A 19,520-nucleotide genomic window follows, 5' to 3' on the forward strand; every position below is an offset into this window, starting at 1 on the left:
CGTTCACGATCGCTATGGTCCTTTTGTGGTGAGCGCGGCTATTGCAGCGCCATTGACGATCTGCTCGAAGTGTTCTGCGCTGTGCAGCACCGCATCGAGCGAAGGGACATCGCCGAAAATCATGCCAGCCATCGCTTCATAATCTTTTCTGAGTGCCTCTCGCATCGCCCTATTCGGTGTCAGCGTGAACGTGCCGGGTACTGCACTGTCGAGCCCCAAATCGGCGCTGCCGAAGAACAGCCTCGCGTGGTGAGCGCAGTTGGTCGCGAGTACGTAATCCGCCTGCCAGGTGGCCGCCAACGGTGCCTGCATCAGTTGATGCAAGTCATAGTAATGACGTGATACACGTTGCCCGCCGTGTCGTAGCTCACCGCGACGGTCATGCCACTGGCGTAGCCCGTGCAAGATCATGACCTTGTCCCAGAAGGTGCGTTCGGGTTTCACGGTGATTACGTTCGTCACGTTCAAGTCCAGGTCGGGCAGATCCCGTATGACGTACGGAGTGACGGAAGCCGTGATATGCGGATCAAGTGCCGATTTCGCACCGGCCTCAATCTTGACCGCTGAGCGGATGTAGTCGCCGGTGGTGGCTGTGACGGAGGGATACCAGAACAGCAAACTCTGACCATCCTTATCGTCGGGGTCGAGTTCCAGCCGAAAGCGGCTCTCGGGAATGACCGATGCCGCGAGATGAGTGAACTGCGCGGTCAATGGACCCGCGATATAGGCCTGGCACGCATTGCGGATGGCTTCAAGACGTGCTCGGCGCTTCTTGCCGGTCAGCGCATCCAAATCGGCAACTTCGGCCTTTTGTCCCAAGTCGTCACGAAACACCGTGATGTCTATGTCTTCGGAAAAGCGGGAGATCAGGCCGAAGGCCTTAGAGAGCGAAGTGCCTCCTTTGAACAGCAGGCGCGGGCCACCCGTTTTCAGGCGGTTGAACAGAGCATCTAGTGTCCAACAGACCCAGAAATCCTTTTCGATGTTCTGAACCGCTGTACCGAGGCGGGTTGAGGCACCAAGAAACAAGTCTCGCCGGTCGGCATCGCTAGCTGTGATGATGGTACTGAATGCGGGATTCACCGGGCCTCCCCGTGTTTGGCCGCACGGCGGCGTACAGGCGGAGATTTTTTGGTGTCGAGAGTTTGGGGTGTTGCGGCCCTTGTTTCCTGCGGGTCACACCCAGGGAGTTCTCGGATAAAGCTTTGCATCCACGCCGGCAATGCATTGAAACCATCGAGCAGATCCTGGCGGATCGTCGGACCATGAACGGGATCGGCCAGCACTTTAGTCAGCTTGCCTTGAATGGAAGAACGCTCGGTAGTCAGTGTGTCCTTTAACCAGTACAGCGCCTGCACGATGCGCATGGCCGGGCGCCCCGCCCAGTAGAGACGACTGGGCGCGGTCTGCTTGAACTCGATGGTGAGCTTGTCGAGTTGAACTGCACGTCGACGGGTTTCGGTATGGATGGTGACGCGAGCGGGTACCGCGTCGGTCAGACCGAGATCATTGGCAGCGGTCATACCGTCCACCAGCAGGCGCAGGTGATCGCGGCGGGCGATGGCTTGCGCCACCGCGCGGTAGTCTGGGGTTGTTGGACGTTTGGTCAGGCTACTGATCTTGGGGCTGTCATATAGGCCTCGGTCGATGCGACGCAACTCTCCGGCCTGCACCATGCGCTGCAGAGTCTTGTCGATGGCATCACGACTGCCCAACTGTGCAAAGTCGGTTGGCACCCAAACTTGTCCGGGTTCAGCCGCTTCAATCAGAGCAGAGATGTGAGATTTGAGTGCGGACATTGTCTCTCCTGTCCGATATTTATATATCTTTTTCGGACATTTGACGATGTCTTGTCCGAAATTTGTAGTTTTATTTCGGACGTAATGAACGCTGTCCTGCGTGCAAACACGGACGAAGCGCCCACACCGGACATGTAAAGGACGCTTGACACACCCCGGCCACCCCGCCAGAATGTCAAGCACGCTTTACATCCACACAGGCATTCCCATGAATCAAAACCAGGCAAAGCGCCGCTATTTCAAGGAACTGGGCATCGCGTTCGCCCTCTACATCGTGCTGCTGATGGGCGCCCTGCGCCTCAGCCTGGACATGCCGGCAGGCGCCTTGCGCACCGCCGTGCTGCTCACGCCCATGCTCGCCTTCCTGCTGGCGCTGCGCGCCGTCGTGCGCGCGGTGCGCAGTTCGGACGAGTTCATTCGCAAGACCACGCTGGAACACCTGGGCATCGCCGCCGCCGTCACGGCCGGCGTCACGTTCACTTATGGCTTCCTGGAGATCGCGGGCTTTCCGAAGCTGAGCATGTTCGTGGTCTGGCCGCTGATGGGCGGGGTCTGGGCATGCACGACCCTCGTCGACACCCTGCGCCATCGATGAAAAACCGCATCCGCGAATTGCGCGCCGAACGCGGCTGGAGCCAGGCCGCGCTGGCCGAACGCCTGGACGTGTCGCGCCAGACGGTCAATGCCATCGAAACGGGCCGCTACGACCCGAGCCTGCCGCTCGCGTTCGCCATCGCCCGCGTGTTCGACACCGCGATCGAATCGATCTTCCAGGAAGAATGACGCCGTGGCGCGCACGCGGGGATCGGCGTTAACCTAGCGGACCCGCCGCTCGCGGCGTTCGCAGTCCGCCCCGGGAGTCCCCATGTCTTACCTGCTTCTGATCGTAGAACCGGTGGGCCAGCGCGCCCAGCGCACGCCCGAAGAAGGCCGCGAGGCCTATGCGCAGATGCTGCGTTACGCCGAATCCCTGCAATCGCGCGGCCTGCTCGCCCGCGCTGAATCCCTGAAATCCGAGGCCGAAGGCGCGCGCCTGCGCGTGCGCGACGGAGAACGGCAGATCGTGGACGGCCCCTATGCCGAAGCCAAGGAGATGATTGGCGGATTCTTCCTCCTGACCTGCGACTCGCGCGAAGAGGCGCTGGCCCTGGCCGCCGAATGCCCGGCGGCGCACTGGGCCACGGTCGAGGTCAGGGAGCTGGGGCCCTGCTTCCTGTAGCGTCTGTGGCGTCTGGGGCGTCTATAGCGTCCGTGGCGTCTGGGGCGCCCCGCCAGCCCGGCGTCACCACGCGGACACGCGGCTGCTTCAGCAATTGCCCTTCTTGGCCTGTCCGGGCGGACAGAAGCCCCCTCGGCCGCCGCCATCATGCGGGTCGACGACGACAGACCCTTGCGGCGTGTACACGGCACAGCCGGACAACAAGGAGGCAACAAGGGCAAGGCTGCACAGGACTTTCATATCGTGGCTTCAGGCGTTTGGAAAGCTTGCGAGTGTAGGGAAGGCGCCAGCAACAAGGGCTGGATCTTCGTAACCAACTGCGAATCGCCCCCGTTTGACCTGGTGTTTACCCTAGGGTCACAAAAACTTTGTCGATCCGCATCAGCGCCGTTCGTCGATGCAATACAAGCCCCCCTCCGGGACTTGCCCATCGATCCAGGAGATCACACCGATGCGATTCATGATCCTCGTTCGGGCCACGCCCGACAGCGAAGCCGGCAAGATGCCGGACGACAGCCTGCTCGCCGCGATGGCGACTTACCACGAAGCCCTGGTCAAGGCCGGCGTGCTGCTGGACGCCAATGGACTGCAGCCCACGTCCAAGGGCTGGCGCGTGCGCTATGACGGCGGCGGCGAACGCCGGCTTATCGACGGGCCTTTCGCCGAGACCAAGGAACTGATCGCCGGCTACACCATGATCCAGGTGCGCTCGCGCGAAGAGGCGATGCAATGGGCGATGCGCTTTCCGTCGCCCTTCCCCGGCCAGGCATGCGAGATCGAGGTGCGCCAGGTGTTCGAGCTGGAGGATTTCGAGCCCAGCCCGCAGGTCGAGCGCTTCCGCCAGATGCCCTCGCCCAGCCACTGAAGCCGCCAGCCCCCGCGCACCGCAGACGCAGACCCAAAACTCATACCAAAACGCCCCCCACACAAAGCGAGACACGCCATGCACAAGCAGATTTTCGTCAACCTTCCCATCGCCGACATGCAGAAGTCCCAGGCATTCTTCCGGAAGCTGGGCTACGACTTCAATCCCGACTTCACCAACGACCAGGGCGCCTGCATGGTCGTCGGCGACAACCTCTACGTCATGCTGCTGGTGAAGGATTTCTTCCAGGGCTTCACCGGCAAGCCGGTGGCGGACGCCACCCAAAGCACGGAAGTGCTGGTCTGCCTGTCCTGCGAGAGCCGGGCCGAGGTCGACGACCTGGTCGCGCGCGCGGTGGCGGCGGGCGGCACGGCGCCGCGCGCGCCGCAGGACCACGGCTTCATGTACGCGCACGGCTTCGAAGACCTGGACGGGCACATCTGGGAGCTGGCGTACATGGTCCCGGGCGAAGCGGCTGGCGCATGACGCAGGCGGCCACGCATCGCGCCATCGAGGCGGTCTGGCGGATCGAGGCCGCCAGCGTCATCGCCGGCGTTGCGCGCCTCGTGCGCGACGTGGGACTGGCCGAAGAACTGGCGCAGGACGCCCTGGTCGCGGCGCTGGAACGCTGGCCGCAGACGGGCGTGCCGGACAATCCCGGAGCATGGCTGATGACCACCGCGAAGAACCGCGCGCGCGACCGCCTGCGGCTGGATGCGCTGCACGCCCGCAAGCATGAACAGATCGGCCACGAACTGGAGGCCTTGCAGGCCGACGTGGAGCCCGATTTCGTCGACGCGCTGGATGCGGCGCGTCAGGACGACATCGGCGACGACCTGCTGCGGCTGGTCTTCACCGCCTGCCACCCGCTGCTGTCCACCGAGGCCCGCGTAGCGCTGACGCTGCGCCTGCTGGGCGGGCTGACCACGGCCGAAATCGCGCGCGCCTTCCTGGCGTCGGAATCGACCATCGCCCAGCGCATCGTGCGGGCCAAGCGCACGCTGTCCGCCGCCAACGTGCCCTTCGAGGTGCCCAAGGCCGCGGACCGGGCGCCCCGCCTGGCCTCGGTGCTGGAGGTCATCTACCTGATATTCAACGAAGGCTATTCGGCGACGTCGGGCGAGGACTGGATGCGCCCTGGCCTGTGCGACGAAGCGCTGCGCCTGGGCCGCATCCTGGCAGAATTGACGCCCGACGAGGCCGACGTGCACGGGCTGGTCGCGCTGATGGAGCTGCAGGCGTCGCGCCTGCATGCGCGCACCGATGCCGCGGGCCGGCCGGTGCTGCTGATGGACCAGGACCGCCGGCGCTGGGATCCGCTGCTGATCCGGCGCGGGCTGGCGGCGCTGGCGCGTGTCGAGGCGCTGGGCGGCGCGCGTGGCCCCTATGCCCTGCAGGCCGAACTGGCCGCCTGCCACGCCCGCGCCCGCACACCCGCGGAGACGGATTGGCCGCGCATCGTGGCCCTGTACGATGCGCTCGCCCAGGCGGCGCCGTCGCCGGTGGTGGCGCTGAACCGCGCCGTCGCCGTCGGCATGGCATACGGCCCGCAGGCCGGGCTGGATCTGGTCGACGAATTGGCGGCGGACCCGTCACTCGCCAACTATCACTGGCTGCCCAGCGTGCGCGCCGACCTGCTGGCCCGGCTGGGCCGCAAGGCCGAAGCCCGCGAGGAATTCGAGCGCGCGGCCGGCATGACGCGCAACGCCCGCGAGCGCGAACTGCTGCTGGCGCGGGCCCGCGACATGGCCGCGGCGCCGGAGGAATGATGGGGCCCGACGTGGCGTGCTTAAATCCCAGGCATGCCACGCGCCGCCGCCACGCCCGATCCCGCCGCGCCGCCCCTCACGGGCGTGCCGGCGGCGTTCGACCATCCCGATGACCGCGCGCAGTTTCGCCGCGCGGCCCACCAGCCCGGGGTGGAGCTGTACCGCGCCCACATCGTCCGCCACGCTTTCGAACCGCATACGCACGAGGCGTTCGGACTGGGCGCCATCGAATCCGGCGTCGAACGCTTCCGCTACCGCGGCGCCGACCACCTGGCGCCCCCCGGCTCGCTGGTGACGATGAACCCGGACGAATTGCACACCGGACGCGCCGAAACCGAAGGCGGCTGGCGCTACCGCATGGCCTACATCGATCCGGACGTCGCCGCGCGGGTGACCGGGGAGACCGGCTGGTGGTTCGGCGCCGCCGTGGGCCGCGATGCCGCCGGCGCGCAGCGCGTCACTGCGCTGCTCGATGCGCTGTGGCACGCATCCGAGCCGCTGGCCTTCGACAGCGCGCTGTTCGCGCTGCTGGACGAATTCCGCCGCCATGCCCGCGTGCCGCGTCCCGCCGCGGCCGAAGGCGCGCCCCGCTTCGCGCCGGTCATCGACTACCTGCACGCGAACCTGTCGCGCCGCCTGACGCTGGACGAGCTGGCGGCGGTGGCCGGACTGAGCCCCTTCCATTTCCTGCGCAGCTTCCAGGCGCATCACCACGCCACGCCGCAGCAGATGCTGATGGCGCTGCGGCTGTTCGAGGCCAAGCGCCTGCTGGCGGCGGGCGTGGCGCCGGCCCAGGTGGCGCTGGCGGCCGGGCTGACCGACCAGGCGCATCTCACGCGCGCGTTTTCGCGCCGCTATGGCGTCACGCCGTCGCGTTATCAGAAACAGGTGCGCGGGTAACAGGTGCGCGGGTAGTGGGTGCGCGGGTAATGGGCGCATGACTGCCGGTGCGGGGCCCGCCGCCGGCGCCGCAATCTGGTACAAGATTCGGCCCCGCCCTCCTGGCTAGACTGGCCGCATTCAAGACCTGGAGTGCGATGTATGTGGGCTGGAACCCTTTACGCCCTGGCCGCCGGCCTGATGTGGGGGCTGGTGTTCATCGGTCCGCTGCTGCTGCCGGAGTATCCGGCCGCGCTGCAATCCGTGGCGCGCTACCTGGCGTTCGGCCTCATCGCCCTGCCGCTCGCCTGGCTGGACCGCCGCAACCTGCTCCTCTTGACCCGCGCCGACTGGATCGAGGCGCTCAAGCTCGCCGCCATCGGCAATCTGCTGTATTACCTGTGCCTGGCCAGCGCCATCCAACGCGCGGGCGGACCCGTGCCGACGATGATCATCGGCACCCTGCCCGTGGTCATCGCCATCTGCGCCAATCTGCGCAATGCGCGCCGCGACGGCCGGTTGCCCTGGCGGCGGCTGGCGCCGTCGCTGGGCCTCATCGCGCTCGGCATCGCCTGCGTCAACCAGGTGGAGTTGCAGGCGCTGCGCCAGGAGGCGGACGCCGATATGTCGCGCCACGCGATCGGCGCCTTGCTCGCGCTGGGCGCGGTGGCGTGCTGGACGTGGTATCCGCTGCGCAACGCCGACTGGCTGCGCGACCATCCCGGCCGCAGTCCGCGCACCTGGGCCACCGCGCAGGGCGTGGCCACGCTGCCGCTGGCGCTGGCGGGCTACGGCCTGCTGTGGATCGGCATGGCGGCCGCCGGCAGCGGGTTTGACATGCCGCTGGGGCCTCGCCCCGACGTGTTTCTGGGGTTGATGATCGCCATCGGCCTGTTCGCGTCCTGGCTGGGCACCCTGTGCTGGAACGAAGCCAGCCAGCGGCTGCCCACGGCGCTGGCCGGCCAGCTCATCGTGTTCGAAACCCTGGCGGCGCTGGCCTATGCGTTCATCCTGCGCGGAAGCATGCCGGCGCCGCTGACGCTGGTAGGCATTGCGTGCCTGATGGTGGGCGTGCTGCGGGCCGTGCGGGTGAAGCCGCAGGCGGTGGCGGCGGCCGCGTGAAGCGGCGCCTGCGGGGGCCGCCCGCTACCACCAATGCGGCGGCCCACCGCCGGCGGGCAACTCGCAAATTGTTAGACGGCGTATAATTTTCTACGCTGTCTAACAATTGGATCCGCCATGCCCGACGCCATCCCCGTTTTTCCAGACGCCGACGCCACCGACACCGGCCGCCGCGAGCGCAAGCGCCAGCAGACCCTGGCGCATCTGACCCAGACTGCGTGGCGCCTGTTCGAAACGCTGGGCTACGACGCGGTGACGATGGAACAGATTGCGGCGCAGGCGGACGTGTCCAAGGGCACGCTCTACAACCATTTCCCCGTCAAGGAAGCCCTGCTGGCGCACCGGTTCCATGGCGAACTGGCGGCGTCGCTGGCTGGCCTGGGGCCCGCATTGAAAGCGCTGCCCACGCTTGCCGCGCGGCTCACGCGCCTGCTGCATGCCTCGGCGCACTGGTCCGAATCGCATCGCGCCTACCTGGGCCCCTATCTGCGCTACCGCCTTGCCACGGTGCAGCCGGGCGGACGCGACGATGCGCGCTCCCCCCGCAGCGGCATGCAGGCCGTCTTTGCCGCCTTGATCCAGGACGCGCAGGCTGCGGGCCAGGCGCGGTCCGACCTGGCCGCGGATCTGCTGGCTCACCACCTGCAGTTTCTCTACCTGGGCGCCCTGCTGCGCTGGCTGGACCAGCCCGGCGCGTCGCTCAAGACGGAGTTCGACGCCGCGATCGGCCTTTTCATGGACGGCGTCGACCGGCGCGCGGCATGACCGCCCTGGTGCTGGACTGGGCGGCGGCGGCCCACGCCGGCCCGCAAGCGGCGGGCGGCAAAGGATGGCAGTTGGGCCGCATGGCCCAATTCGGCGTGCCCGTGCCCGACGGCTTCGTGCTGGCGGCGCAGGCCAGCCACGCGCATCGGCCCGGCCAGGATCTGCCCCCCGGCATCGCGCAGGTTTTGCTGGAGGCCTTGCGTGCCCGCGGCTGGCTGGACCGTCCGCTGGCCTTGCGTTCGTCGGCGCCGCAGGAAGATTCCGCGGGCGCGTCGTTCGCCGGCATCCATCTCTCGTGCCTGAATGTGCGCGGACCGGACGCGGCGCAGGAGGCGCTGCGGCGCATCTGGGATTCGCGATGGACGCCCCAGGCCCAGGCCTACCGCCAGCGCCTCGGCCTGGCCGGCAGCGACGCGGATGGCATGGCCGTGGTGGTGATGCCCATGATCGAGGCGGCGGCCTCGGGCATCGTCTTCACCATCGATCCCGCCACCGGCCGCCACGACGAGATGATCATCCACGCCAACTGGGGCCTGGGCGAATCCCTCGTGAACGGCCAGGCCGAGGGCGACGAATACCGCCTGCGCGAACACACCCTGCGCCAGGCCTGGCCGCTGGCGGCCCGGCGCATCGGCGCCAAGCGCCACGCGACGCAGCCTGTCCCGCGCGGCGCGGGCACCCGCTTGGCCGCCACGCCCGACGCGGTCGCCGCGCGGGCCGTGCTGACGGACGCGCAGGCCGAGGCCCTGGGCGACATTGCCCGCGACGCCGCCCGCGCGCTGGACTACGGCGGCGGGGGCTACGACATCGAGTGGGCCTGGGACGGCGAGCGGTTCTGGATCGTCCAGGCCCGGCCGGTCACCGCCTCCGCCCGCCGCACCTATCCCGCGCTGCAAGACCAGCCCGATTACTGGTCGCGCGGCAACACCCGCGAGGTGCTGCCGCAGGCCATGTCGGCGCTGGAATGGGACGCGGGCCGCGTCATGGCGCAGCGCATGCTCACCTGCGGCTTTGAATTGAGCGGCTACGGCACGCTGCCCGGCGTGCGGCTCGCGGCGCTGTTCCAGGGCCGCGCCTACCTGAACGCGTCGGTCATCCAATGGGTGGGCTACGACGCGCTGGGGGTCAAGCCGCGCGACATGAATGCCTTGCTGGGCGGCCCGCAGCCCGAGATCCGCGTGCCGCCCCTGACCGCTACGCAGCGCCTGCGCCATGGCCTGCGCCTCGTGCGCTATCTGCGCCGGGCCACCCCGTTGCGCCGCCAGGCCGCTGCCGACCTGCCCCGGTTCATGGCGCGCGCGCAGGCATGGCTGGATGCGCCGCTGCCCGCTTCCAACGCCGCCCTGGGCGCCCAACTGCGCGAGCAGTTCCAGACCGTGCTGGCCGCCGATGAGCTGTTTTTCCTGCAGGGTTCGGGCGGCGGCGCGCTATCCAAGCTGCTGGAAATGGTGGAGCGCGCCGCCCCCGGCGAAGGCCACGCGCTGACCGCCGCCCTGATGGCGGGCGGCGATCCCAGCGTGACCGCCGAGCAAGGCTACGCACTCATGCGGCTGGCGCAACTGGCCGCGGACGACGCCCCGGCGCTGGCCTGGCTGCGTGCGCCGGGGCGCGACAGCGCCGCGTGGCAGGCTGCCCTCCCGGACGGCAGCCCGTTCAAGACGGCGTTTGCGGACTTTCTGCGCCGCTATGGCCACCGCGCCGTCTACGAGACGTATCTGCGCAATCCGCGCTGGCGCGAGGCCCCGGGCTACCTGCTGGACAGCGTGTTGAACCTGATCGGCGCCGACCCCGCCGCGCTGCGCGCACGGCAGGCCGACGCGGCGCGGCAGGCCTGGCAGCGCGTGCGCCGCGCCTTGCCCTTCTGGCAACGGCCGTTGGCCGCCAAACTGCTGGCCGCGTCCCGCCTGGAAGGCAACCAGCGCGAGGCCGCGCGCAGCGTGCTCGTGGCCTACCTGGCCGTAGCCCGCAGAAGCGCGCAGGAACTGGGCCGGCGCACCGCCGGCCCGGACGGGCTGGCCGTCCCGGACGACATCTTCCATCTGAACGCCGCCGAAATATTCGCGCTGGCGGACGGCCGGATATCCCCCGCCGCCCTGGGCCGGCGGTCGGCGGCACGACGCGAGCAACTGCAGGCCTGGGCCGCGCTGCCGGATCCCGATGTCATCACCGAGTACGCCACCGGCGACGCGGCGGTTGGCGTGCGGGGTGGCGTGCGGGTTGGCGTACCGCAAACGCCCCCGCCCGGGGCAGCGCCGGGCGATTCGTGGCGCGGCACGCCGGTGGCGGGCGGACACGCCCGCGGCCACGCGTTCGTTGCCCGCACGCCGGACGAAGGCCTGGCCATGCCTGCGGGCGGCATCCTGGTCGCGGCGTCGTCCGACCCTGCGTGGACGCCCCTTTTCCTGCGCGCGGGCGCGGTGGTGATGGAAGCCGGCGGCTACCTGTCGCACGCCGCCATCGTGGCGCGCGAATTCGGCGTTCCGGCCGTGGTGAACGTGCAGGGCATCCTGCAAGGCGTCGCCACGGGGGACATGCTGGCGGTGGACGCCGTGCGCGGCGTGGTCCGGCGCGTGCCGGACGACATGCCCTAGGCCGGGTTTCCCGCCGCCAGATCGAACTGCAACACCGCACCGCCGGCCGCCCCGTCGACCAGCCGGATCTCGCTCTGATGCAGCTGCAGGATGCGCTGCACGATCACCAGGCCCAGCCCGCCAGCGTCGCCAGGTCCCCGGTTCAGCGCCGACGCGCGCGTGAACAGCCCCGCGCGCAGTTCCTCCGGAATGCCGGTGCCGGAATCGCTGACCTGGACCTGCACCCGGTTGCGCGACACGCCAAGCTGCAATTCGATCCGCCCGCCCGGCGGGCTGTGGCGGATGGCGTTGTCCAGCAGATTGGTCAGCACCCGTTCGATCAGCCCCAGGTCCGCGCGCACCGGCGGCAGCGCCTGCGCGATGGCCGTCGTCAGCCGCTGGCCGCGCGCCTCGGCGGCCAGTTCGAACTTCTGGATCACGTCCTGCACCAGTTCGGGCAGCGAGAACGTCTCGGGCTCCAGGCGCACCAGCCCCGACTCCAGCCGCGCCAGTTCGAAGAGCTCCTGCGCCAGCCGGCCGACCTTGCGGCTTTGCGCCAGCGCGATGTCCAGGTAGCGGCGGCGCTCGGCCGGGTCCAGCGACTCGTCCTTCAAGCGCAGCGTCTCCAGATAACCATGCAGGGACGTGAGCGGCGTGCGCAGGTCGTGCGAAATATTGGCGACCAGGTCGCGCCGCTGCTGGTCCTGGCGCGTCAGTTCGCGCCACTGCTCGGAGATCCGCCGCCCCATTTGCGCAAACGTGCGCCGCAGCACCGCGATCTCGTCGCCGCCGCGCGCCGCCAGCTCGTCCGGCGGCGCCAGCGCGGCCAGCGCCTGGCCTTCGTCGCCATCGAAGGCGCGCACCGCGCGCGTCAGCGCGCGCAACGGCCGCGTGATCAGCGCAAACGCGGCCAGGCCCGCCACCAGTCCCAGCAAGGCCACCAACGCGATCGACCACAGCGTCGTGCGCAGCACCGAGCTGCGCGACACATCCATCGCCAGCGCATCATGCGCCTGGCCCTGCAGCACCACGTAGACGTAGCCTTGCTCGCGGCCGTCCACGCGCACCGGCGCGGCGCTGAACACTTTCTGCGCGTCCAGGCTGCGCGGGTCGTCGCCCGCGATGGGCAGCATCCCCCCCGCCAGAAGGCGCTGCACCGGGCCCAGATCCACCCGGTCGCGCCTGATCTGCCCGGGCGGCGCGGCATCGGCCACGATGCGTCCGTCGCTGGCCAGCAAATAGACCTCGACGGCCGGATTCACCGCCATCAGCATGTCGAACAGCGACCGCACCGCGCCGGGCTTCCAGCCGCCGGCGTCCATCAGCTCGGTGGACCCGGCAATGTGCTGGGCCAGCCCGCTCGACAGCCGCTGCACGACCTCCTGTTCGTAGCGCGAATTGGCGGCGATCTGCAGCCAGGCGGATGCCCCGCAGCACGCCAGCAGCAGCAAGGCGAAGACGCCGGACAGGCGCTGGGTCAGCGTGAAACGTTTCATGACTGTCCCCCCGGGGCCGCCGAAAATTTGTACCCCCGCCCCCACACGGTCAGGATGCGCTGCGGGTTGGACGGATCGGCCTCGATCTTGGTGCGCAGCCGGTTGATGTGCGTGTTGACCGTGTGTTCGTAGCCCTCGTGCTGATAGCCCCACACCTGGTTCAACAGGTCCATGCGCGAAAACACCTTGTCCGGATGCCGCGCAAAGAAATGCAGCAGGTCGAACTCGCGGGGCGTGAGGTCCAGGCGGCGCGCGTCCACGTCCACCGTGCGGGCGATCGGATCGATCGACACGCCGTGGACAGCCAGGCTGCCGGCATCCAGGCGCGCATTGCGCTCGATGGCGTCGCTGCGGCGCAGCAGCGCACGCACCCGCGCCACCAGCTCCAGCATTGAAAACGGCTTGGCCAGATAGTCATCCGCGCCCAGCTCCAGGCCCAGGATGCGGTGGACTTCGCTGGACCGCGCGCTGGTGATGATGATGGGCGTATAGCGCGCCATCGCGCGCGCGCGCTTGCAGATTTCCAGCCCGTCGATGCCGGGCAGCATCAGATCCAGGACCAGCGCGTCCCAGCCGCCCTCTTCCAGCATGCGCATGCCCGCGTCGCCGTCGGCCGCGTGCTCGACGTCATAGCCCTCGTCGCGCAGGTGCAGGCGCAGCAGTTCCGCGATGTGGGCGTCGTCTTCAACTATCAGTACGCGGCGGGGCGTATCCATGGGGCTACCTGGGGCGTGATCGATGCGCCTATTGTCGCCAATCGGCGGGGGTGAAAGTTCACATTTAATTTAACTTTGCGTGAGGACTTCGATATTGGCGCGGGGCAAGAATGCCTCCAACGACAGCCCCCCCACCGGAGACCGCCATGCTGGCTCGACCCGCAATCGACGACTTGCCGCCACAGAACGCGCCCATCCACCCCGCCTGGCTGCGGGTGGCGCATTGGCTGAATGCGCTTGCCGTGGTCATCATGGTGATGAGCGGCTGGCGCATCTACAACGCCGCGCCCTTCTTCGCGTTCACGTTTCCCAACGGCATCACGCTCGGCGGATGGCTGGGCGGCGCGCTGCAGTGGCACTTTGCCGGCATGTGGCTGCTGTTCTTCAATGGCCTGTTCTACCTGGCGATGAACATCGCCACCGGCCGCCTGTGGCGCAAGTTCCTGCCCGTCAGCGCGGGCGGCGTGGCGCGCGACCTGGTTTCGGCCCTGCGCGGCAGGCTGTCCCACGCGGACCCGCGCCGCTACAACCAGGTGCAGCGCCTGGCCTATCTGTTTGTCATGGCCGATATCGCCGTGCTGATCCTGTCCGGGCTGGTGCTGTGGAAATCCGTGCAATTCGACCTTTTGCGCGAGCTGATGGGCGGCTACGAAGCCGCGCGCCGCGTGCACTTCGTCGCGATGGCGTTGCTGGTGGCGTTCGTCGCTGTCCACCTGGCGATGGTCGCGCTGGTGCCCCGCAGCCTGCTCGCCATGATCCGCGGCAAATAAGGAGCCATCCATGAGCGAAAAGCGACGCCCCCCGCTGCCGGGCCTGGACGGCCCCGCCATCCTGCGCGAAGCCGGAAAACTGCTGGACAAGCGCGTGGAGCAGCCCGCCCGGCGCGCCTTCCTGCGGCGCGGGCTCACGCTGGGCGGCCTGGCCATGCTGTCCGGAGGCTCGCTGTCCGACGACGAAAACGTCGAGCAGGCGCTCTCGGCCGTGTCCCGCTTCAACGACCGCGTGCAAGGCTGGATCTTCGATCCGAACAAGCTCGCGCCGACCTACCCGGAATCCATGATCACGCGGCCCTTTCCCTTCAATGCCTTCTACGGCATCGACGCCGTGCCGCAGGTGGACGAGGACGCGTTCCGCCTGGAAGTCACCGGCCTGGTCGCCGACAAGCGCCGCTGGCGCCTGGACGAACTGCGCGCCATGGCGCAGGTGGACCAGGTCACGCGGCACATCTGCGTCGAAGGCTGGAGCGCCATCGGCAAATGGGGCGGCGTGCCGTTTTCGGACTTCCTCAAGCGCGTGGGCGCGGACCTGTCTGCCAAGTACGTCGGCTTCAAGTGCGCCGACGACTACTACACCAGCATCGACATGCCCACCGCGCTGCACCCGCAGACCATCCTGGCCCTCACCTACGACGGCCGGACGCTGCCCCCCGAATACGGCTTCCCCATGAAGCTGCGCATGCCCACCAAGCTTGGCTACAAAAACCCCAAGCACATCCAGGCGATTTTCGTCACCAACACCTACCCGGGCGGTTACTGGGAGGACCAGGGCTACAACTGGTTCGGCGGAAGCTAGGTGAATTCTGTCTTTTTCCCACTGTCAAAAGGAAAGCATCATGAAGAAACTGACCACCGCCGCTCTGTCCCTGTGCCTGGCCTTCGGCGCCGCGGCAGCCCACGCCGCCGACACCATGAGCAAGGACGGCATGACCAAGAACGGCATGTCGAAAGAAGCGCCCGCGCAGGACGGCATGAAGAAGGACTCGATGTCGCGCGACGGGATGTCGAAGGGGTCGATGTCGAAGGATTCGATGTCGAAGGATTCCATGTCCAAGGATTCGATGTCCAAGGATTCGATGTCCAAGGGGTCGATGTCCAAGGATTCCATGTCGAAAGGCACGATGGGCAAGGACGGCATGTCAAAGGACGGCATGCAGAAGTGATCCCGGGCGGGGGCCGCCCTTGCAGCCCCCCGCCTGAACGCAACCCGCACGGAAATCGCCATGAACTTGAACCGCAGACATTTCCTGGGCCTGGGCGGCGCGGCCGCTGCCGCCGCCGGCCTGGCTCCGCTGCTGGCCGCGCGCAGCGGTCTGGCGCAAGCGGCTTCGCCGGCCGCGCCTAAGCCGGCCGCGACCTTTCCCTACACGCTCACCGACGCGCAATGGCGCGAACGGCTGACGCAGGCGCAGTACCAGGTGCTGCGCCGCGACGGCACGGAACGCCCCTACTCCAGCCCGCTCAACGACGAGCACCGCCCAGGCACCTTCGCCTGCGCGGGCTGCGCACACCCCTTGTTCTCCTCGTCCACCAAGTTCGACAGCGGCACCGGCTGGCCCAGCTTCTGGCAACCCCTGCCCGGCGCGGTCGGCGAGACGCGCGACCGCAGCTTCGGCATGGTCCGCACCGCCGTGCATTGCGCCAACTGCGGCGGCCATCTGGGGCACGTATTCGATGACGGCCCAGGCCCCACGGGCCTGCGCTATTGCATGAACGGCGTGGCCATGACCTTCGCCCCGCAGGCCTGACCCGCGGCCCGCAACCTACACAGGACCCTCGCACCATGTCCAAGCATCCCACGATCCGCCGCCTCTGCGCGGCGCTGGCCGCCACCGCCGGCCTGCTGGCCTCGGCCCCCGCGCCCGCCGCGGAACGCGCCTTCATCATTCCCCCGCCCGCCGCGGACACGACCGCGGCTCCCGCGGGCCAGGCCGCCACGCAAGAAAAGGCCATCCTCGCCGGCGGTTGCTTCTGGGGCGTGCAGGCCGTGTTCCAGCACGTCAAAGGCGTCAGCAACGCCGTCTCCGGCTACGCCGGCGGCCAGGCCGCCACGGCCAACTACAACGCCGTCAGCGGCGGACGCAGCGGCCACGCCGAAGCCGTCGAGATCACCTACGACCCGCGCCAGATCAGCTATGGCCAGCTGCTGCAGATCTATTTCTCGGTCGCCCACGACCCGACCCAGCTCAATCGCCAGGGCCCGGACCACGGCCCCCAATACCGTTCCGCCGTATTCCCCGCCAACGACAGCCAGCGCAAGGTGGCCGAAGCCTACATCGCCCAGCTCAACAAGTCGGGAGTCTACCCCAAGGCGCTGGCGACCACGCTGGAACCGCTGCAGGCGTTCTACCCTGCCGAGGACTACCACCAGGATTATCTGGTGCGCAACCCGAACAGCCTGTACATCGTGATCAATGACGTTCCGAAGGTGGAGAATCTGGCCAAGACGTTTCCGGAGCGGTATCGGGAGAAGCCGGTTCTGGTGGCTGAACACAACCGATAACCAGGCTTCGCCGTGAGTTGCTCAGAGGGTCGACATCTGGCCCGGCAGCCAGAGCGCCAGTTGCGGGACGGCCAGCAGCAACACGATCATCAGCAACAGCATGACGAGGAACGGCAGCACGCCCACCACGACGTCCATGAACCTGCCCTGGCCGCGCACACTGTGCACCACGAACAGATTCATGCCGAAGGGTGGCGTAAGCTGGCCCATTTCGCACAACACGATCAGCATCACGCCAAACCACACCGGGTCATAACCCAGCGCCACCACGATGGGCACGGTGAGCGGCGCGGTGGTGACCAGCATGGCGAGCGTGTCCATGAAGCAGCCGAGCAGGATGTAGAAGAGAATGATGGCCAGCATCATGCCCAGCGGCGGCAGGTCCAGGCTGGTCATGGCATTCACCAGCAAGGTGGTGAGACCGATCGAGGACAGCACGAAGTTCAGGAAGAACGCCGCCAGCGTGATCAAGATGATCATGCCGGTAGTGCGCAGCGTGGCCTCGAAGGCGCGGCCCAGCATCGCCCAACCTAGCACCCGTTTGCAGGCGCACAGCACGGTGGCGGCCACCACCCCGAGCGCGGCCGACTCGCTGGCTGTGGCGATGCCGCCGTAGATCACGCCGATCACAAGCGCAAAGATCGCGAGCGGTGGCAGCAGGTGCGGCAAGGCGGCGATGCGCTCATTCCAACTCACCGTTGGGCGCTTGCCGGCCAGGCCCGGCCGCCACACGCACAGGCCCACGATCAGCCCGACGAACAGCAGGGTGAGCAGCACGCCCGGCAGCGTGGCGGCCAGATAGAGCTTGGGCACCGACACGTTTGCGATCAGCGCATACACGATCATGTTGATCGACGGCGGGATCAGGATGCCCAGCGTACCGCCTGCCGCGATCGAACCCAGGAAAAGCGGCGCGTTGTAGCCCGCCTTGCGCTGCTCCGGCAGCGCCAGCGTGGAGATCGTGGCGGAGGTGGCGACGCTCGATCCGCTGGTGGCCGAGAACAGGGCCGAGGCGCCGATGTTGGCGTTCATCAGCCCGCCCGGCAGCCAAGACACCCACTTGGACACGGCGCCATACATGCGGCCTGCCACGCCGGAATGCACCAGCAGCTCGCCCATCAGCACGTAGAGCGGAATCGCCACCAGCAGGAATTCGGCGCTGGTGCCCCAGGCCAGTTCCCCGATGGCGTTGCTCAGTTTCAGGGGCGAATACGCGCCGGCCAGACTCATACCCAGCAGGCCCACAGTGGCCGCCGCCGTCACGCTCAGCGCCAGCAGGCCGAGCAGCATGGAAATCGTCATTATCAACATGGATCAGTCCTGGGGTTGTGTGCGCGCCGGCACGAGTGCATCGGCGGTTTCTTCTTCAATACCCTCTTGCACCGAATGGATGCCGATCAGCGCATTGACCGCCTGCCAGCGGCCGCGCATCACACGGCCCAGCGCGCAAGCGCCCAGGACCACGATGGTGAGCAGGAAGAACGCGTAGCCGGCGAACCAGAGCGACTGCGGAATCCACTGCGGCACCTGCAGCGGCGTGTTGGACACCGACTGGAAGGCGATGGAATCGGCCAGCACGAACCATGCGTGCCAGGTCAGCGTGCCCACGAACACGCCCAGGCACGCCAGCGCAAACAGATCGAGCACGACGCGCGCCTTGGCGGGCAGATGGGTGTAGACCACGTCGACCCGGATGTGCGAGCGGCGCAGCAAGGTGATGGGAAAAGCCCAGGCACTCGCCACCGCCAGGGTGTAGCCAGCCAGTTCGTCCGCCCCACCGAGCGAAAAGCCCGCGACTTTGCGCGCGATCAAGTCGATCACGATGAGCCAAGACACGAGCAGCAGCCCGAGACCGCCTATCCAGGCGCCGATGCGGGCCACGCGTTCGAGCAGGCGAAGCGAACCATGCGTTTCTGTCGTCATGAGGATTCCTTGAAGTTCAGCGCAGCGTCACGCCGAGGGCCTGGCCCACGGATGCGCTCCAGTTGGCGGCGCATTCCTCGCCGCAACGCCGCGCCCAGCGGCTTGCCATGTCTGTGGCCACCTCGCGCAGCGTGGCGCGCTCTGCCTCGGTGGGGGCCGAAGCCTGCATGTCGGCCTGGGTGTGGATGCGGCATTCGCCCTGCCCGGTGTTGCAGGCCAGCGCGTAGTCGCCCTCACGGCCGGTCTCGTCCCACAGGCGCTGCTCCAGCACCTGCGCCTCCTTGAGCATGAACCGCTGCACGGCGGGATCAAGCTTCTGCCAGCGGCGTTCGGCAATGGCGTAGAAGCCGATGGACCAGTCGATCGGCAACAGATACAGGTTCTTGGCCACGTCATACCATTTCGCGGCGTTGCCCGAGCCGATGCCGGTGACGGCACAATCGACCACGCCCGTCTGCAAGGCGGGTATGACCTCAGCGAACGGGATGGTCACCGGCGCGGCGCCCAGGGTGCGCACGTATTCGGCCATGTTGCTGCCGCGCGTGCGCACCTTGCGCCCCTTCAGGTCCGCCAGGCTATTCACCGGCGCACGGCAGAAGAACACCTGGGCCGTGTAGGGCACGGTGGCCAGCAGCCGCACGCCGTGGCGCTTGAGCATGCGCTGCTCCAGCACGGGCCGGTAGGCGGCCACCATCTTGCGCGCGGTGGCGAAGTCGGTCGCCATGCCCGGCAGGTCCACCCCCTCGAAGGTCGGGTCGTCACCGCTCACGAAGGCGAACACGCCCATGCCCACGTCGAGCGCGCCAGCACGCATCAGCCGCACGATCTCCGGGCCCTTGAGGCCGCTCTCCGACAAGCCGATCAGCTCGGCTGTGACCTTGCCGCCGGACGCTTCCGGCAGCGTCTTCTCCCAAAACGGCTTTTCCACGGCCGAAAAGGTGTAGTTGTGGCTGCCGCCGCCGACCACCGCGAAGTGGGTCTCGGGCAAGGCGCCGGTCTGGGCGCGGGCCGGTCCGGCCGCGGCGAATGAGGTCGCGACGGCCGCCAGCAGCGCCGCCAAAGTGCTGCATTTCATAATTCCCCCTGTTTTCGAGAAGAGCCGCGCGCAGCGCGTGCCC

22 protein-coding genes are annotated in these 19,520 nt (G+C 67.9%); 15 read left to right on the top strand and 7 right to left on the bottom strand.

The genetic code is table 11. The annotated features are described in order from the left end of the window. Positions 1 to 12 precede the first annotated feature (12 nt). The gene (locus BXA00_RS25625) at positions 13 to 1,083 is read right to left on the bottom strand and encodes a nucleotidyl transferase AbiEii/AbiGii toxin family protein (protein WP_076521182.1); all 1,071 of its coding nucleotides are present in this window, start codon (positions 1,081 to 1,083) and stop codon (positions 13 to 15) included. Continuing rightward, positions 1,080 to 1,799 (bottom strand): DUF6088 family protein, encoded by a 720-nt coding sequence (locus BXA00_RS25630; RefSeq protein ID WP_076521183.1) that lies wholly within the window; start codon positions 1,797 to 1,799, stop codon positions 1,080 to 1,082. Before BXA00_RS25630 ends, BXA00_RS25625 begins: the two co-directional genes overlap by 4 nt. A gap of 208 nt (positions 1,800 to 2,007) precedes the next feature. Here BXA00_RS25630 and BXA00_RS25635 point away from each other — a divergent pair, with 208 nt between their 5' ends. From BXA00_RS25635 to BXA00_RS25680, 10 genes are all read left to right on the top strand, one after another. Continuing rightward, the gene (locus BXA00_RS25635; protein WP_076521184.1) at positions 2,008 to 2,394 is read left to right on the top strand and encodes a hypothetical protein; all 387 of its coding nucleotides are present in this window, start codon (positions 2,008 to 2,010) and stop codon (positions 2,392 to 2,394) included. Beyond that, entirely contained in the window at positions 2,391 to 2,582 is a 192-nt protein-coding gene (locus BXA00_RS25640) for a helix-turn-helix transcriptional regulator (RefSeq protein ID WP_076521185.1), read from the top strand. The genes BXA00_RS25635 and BXA00_RS25640 overlap by 4 nt, the downstream gene beginning before the upstream one ends. A gap of 82 nt (positions 2,583 to 2,664) precedes the next feature. Further along, on the top strand, positions 2,665 to 3,018 hold the full coding sequence (locus BXA00_RS25645) for a YciI family protein (RefSeq protein ID WP_076521186.1): 354 nt from the start codon (positions 2,665 to 2,667) through the stop codon (positions 3,016 to 3,018). A 451-nt stretch (positions 3,019 to 3,469) separates the two neighbouring features. After that, positions 3,470 to 3,883: a YciI family protein gene (locus BXA00_RS25650; protein ID WP_076521187.1), complete on the top strand. Its 414-nt coding sequence runs from the start codon at positions 3,470 to 3,472 to the stop codon at positions 3,881 to 3,883. 78 nt (positions 3,884 to 3,961) lie between these two features. Next, entirely contained in the window at positions 3,962 to 4,369 is a 408-nt protein-coding gene (locus BXA00_RS25655; protein WP_076521188.1) for a VOC family protein, read from the top strand. Further along, positions 4,366 to 5,652 (top strand): RNA polymerase sigma factor, encoded by a 1,287-nt coding sequence (locus BXA00_RS25660; protein WP_076521189.1) that lies wholly within the window; start codon positions 4,366 to 4,368, stop codon positions 5,650 to 5,652. The genes BXA00_RS25655 and BXA00_RS25660 overlap by 4 nt, the downstream gene beginning before the upstream one ends. Positions 5,653 to 5,685: 33 nt before the next feature. Then, positions 5,686 to 6,552, top strand: a complete 867-nt coding sequence (locus BXA00_RS25665) for an AraC family transcriptional regulator (protein ID WP_076521190.1) — start codon at positions 5,686 to 5,688, stop codon at positions 6,550 to 6,552. Between the two features lie 141 nt (positions 6,553 to 6,693). Next, complete coding sequence (locus BXA00_RS25670) at positions 6,694 to 7,653, top strand: DMT family transporter (RefSeq protein WP_076521191.1); 960 nt, start codon at positions 6,694 to 6,696, stop codon at positions 7,651 to 7,653. Positions 7,654 to 7,770: 117 nt separating this feature from the next. Continuing rightward, on the top strand, positions 7,771 to 8,418 hold the full coding sequence (locus BXA00_RS25675) for a TetR/AcrR family transcriptional regulator (RefSeq protein ID WP_076521192.1): 648 nt from the start codon (positions 7,771 to 7,773) through the stop codon (positions 8,416 to 8,418). Beyond that, positions 8,415 to 11,009 carry a PEP/pyruvate-binding domain-containing protein gene (locus BXA00_RS25680; protein ID WP_076521193.1) on the top strand — a complete coding sequence of 865 codons (2,595 nt, stop codon included), beginning with the start codon at positions 8,415 to 8,417 and terminating at the stop codon, positions 11,007 to 11,009. The genes BXA00_RS25675 and BXA00_RS25680 overlap by 4 nt, the downstream gene beginning before the upstream one ends. On the opposite strand, the gene BXA00_RS25685 is transcribed toward BXA00_RS25680, so the two are convergent. Then, complete coding sequence (locus tag BXA00_RS25685; RefSeq protein WP_076521194.1) at positions 11,006 to 12,484, bottom strand: ATP-binding protein; 1,479 nt, start codon at positions 12,482 to 12,484, stop codon at positions 11,006 to 11,008. The two genes, BXA00_RS25680 and BXA00_RS25685, sit on opposite strands and share 4 nt — an antisense overlap. After that, a complete protein-coding gene (locus BXA00_RS25690; RefSeq protein WP_076521195.1) occupies positions 12,481 to 13,200 on the bottom strand; it encodes a response regulator transcription factor in 720 nt (239 codons plus the stop codon). The genes BXA00_RS25685 and BXA00_RS25690 overlap by 4 nt, the downstream gene beginning before the upstream one ends. Positions 13,201 to 13,346: 146 nt before the next feature. Here BXA00_RS25690 and BXA00_RS25695 point away from each other — a divergent pair, with 146 nt between their 5' ends. The 5 genes from BXA00_RS25695 to msrA are packed head-to-tail and all read left to right on the top strand — an operon-like array spanning position 13,347 to position 16,479. Continuing rightward, positions 13,347 to 13,970 (top strand): cytochrome b/b6 domain-containing protein, encoded by a 624-nt coding sequence (locus tag BXA00_RS25695; RefSeq protein ID WP_076521196.1) that lies wholly within the window; start codon positions 13,347 to 13,349, stop codon positions 13,968 to 13,970. A gap of 10 nt (positions 13,971 to 13,980) precedes the next feature. Then, positions 13,981 to 14,772 carry a molybdopterin-dependent oxidoreductase gene (locus BXA00_RS25700; protein ID WP_076521197.1) on the top strand — a complete coding sequence of 264 codons (792 nt, stop codon included), beginning with the start codon at positions 13,981 to 13,983 and terminating at the stop codon, positions 14,770 to 14,772. A 40-nt stretch (positions 14,773 to 14,812) separates the two neighbouring features. Continuing rightward, on the top strand, positions 14,813 to 15,139 hold the full coding sequence (locus BXA00_RS25705; protein ID WP_076521198.1) for a pentapeptide MXKDX repeat protein: 327 nt from the start codon (positions 14,813 to 14,815) through the stop codon (positions 15,137 to 15,139). A 60-nt stretch (positions 15,140 to 15,199) separates the two neighbouring features. Continuing rightward, positions 15,200 to 15,724: a peptide-methionine (R)-S-oxide reductase MsrB gene (gene msrB / locus BXA00_RS25710; RefSeq protein WP_076521199.1), complete on the top strand. Its 525-nt coding sequence runs from the start codon at positions 15,200 to 15,202 to the stop codon at positions 15,722 to 15,724. A gap of 35 nt (positions 15,725 to 15,759) precedes the next feature. Further along, positions 15,760 to 16,479, top strand: coding sequence for a peptide-methionine (S)-S-oxide reductase MsrA (gene msrA, locus BXA00_RS25715; RefSeq protein ID WP_076521200.1), 720 nt, complete (start codon positions 15,760 to 15,762; stop codon positions 16,477 to 16,479). 21 nt (positions 16,480 to 16,500) lie between these two features. Here msrA and BXA00_RS25720 read toward each other — a convergent pair whose 3' ends face one another. The 3 genes from BXA00_RS25720 to BXA00_RS25730 are packed head-to-tail and all read right to left on the bottom strand — an operon-like array spanning position 16,501 to position 19,477. Continuing rightward, on the bottom strand, positions 16,501 to 17,790 hold the full coding sequence (locus BXA00_RS25720) for a TRAP transporter large permease (RefSeq protein WP_076521201.1): 1,290 nt from the start codon (positions 17,788 to 17,790) through the stop codon (positions 16,501 to 16,503). A 3-nt stretch (positions 17,791 to 17,793) separates the two neighbouring features. Then, complete coding sequence (locus BXA00_RS25725) at positions 17,794 to 18,402, bottom strand: TRAP transporter small permease subunit (RefSeq protein WP_076521202.1); 609 nt, start codon at positions 18,400 to 18,402, stop codon at positions 17,794 to 17,796. 16 nt (positions 18,403 to 18,418) lie between these two features. Continuing rightward, positions 18,419 to 19,477, bottom strand: coding sequence for a TRAP transporter substrate-binding protein (locus BXA00_RS25730; RefSeq protein WP_076521203.1), 1,059 nt, complete (start codon positions 19,475 to 19,477; stop codon positions 18,419 to 18,421). Positions 19,478 to 19,520: the final 43 nt, after the last annotated feature.

The organism is Achromobacter sp. MFA1 R4 (genome assembly GCF_900156745.1).
Taxonomy (GTDB): Bacteria; Pseudomonadota; Gammaproteobacteria; order Burkholderiales; family Burkholderiaceae_B; genus Achromobacter.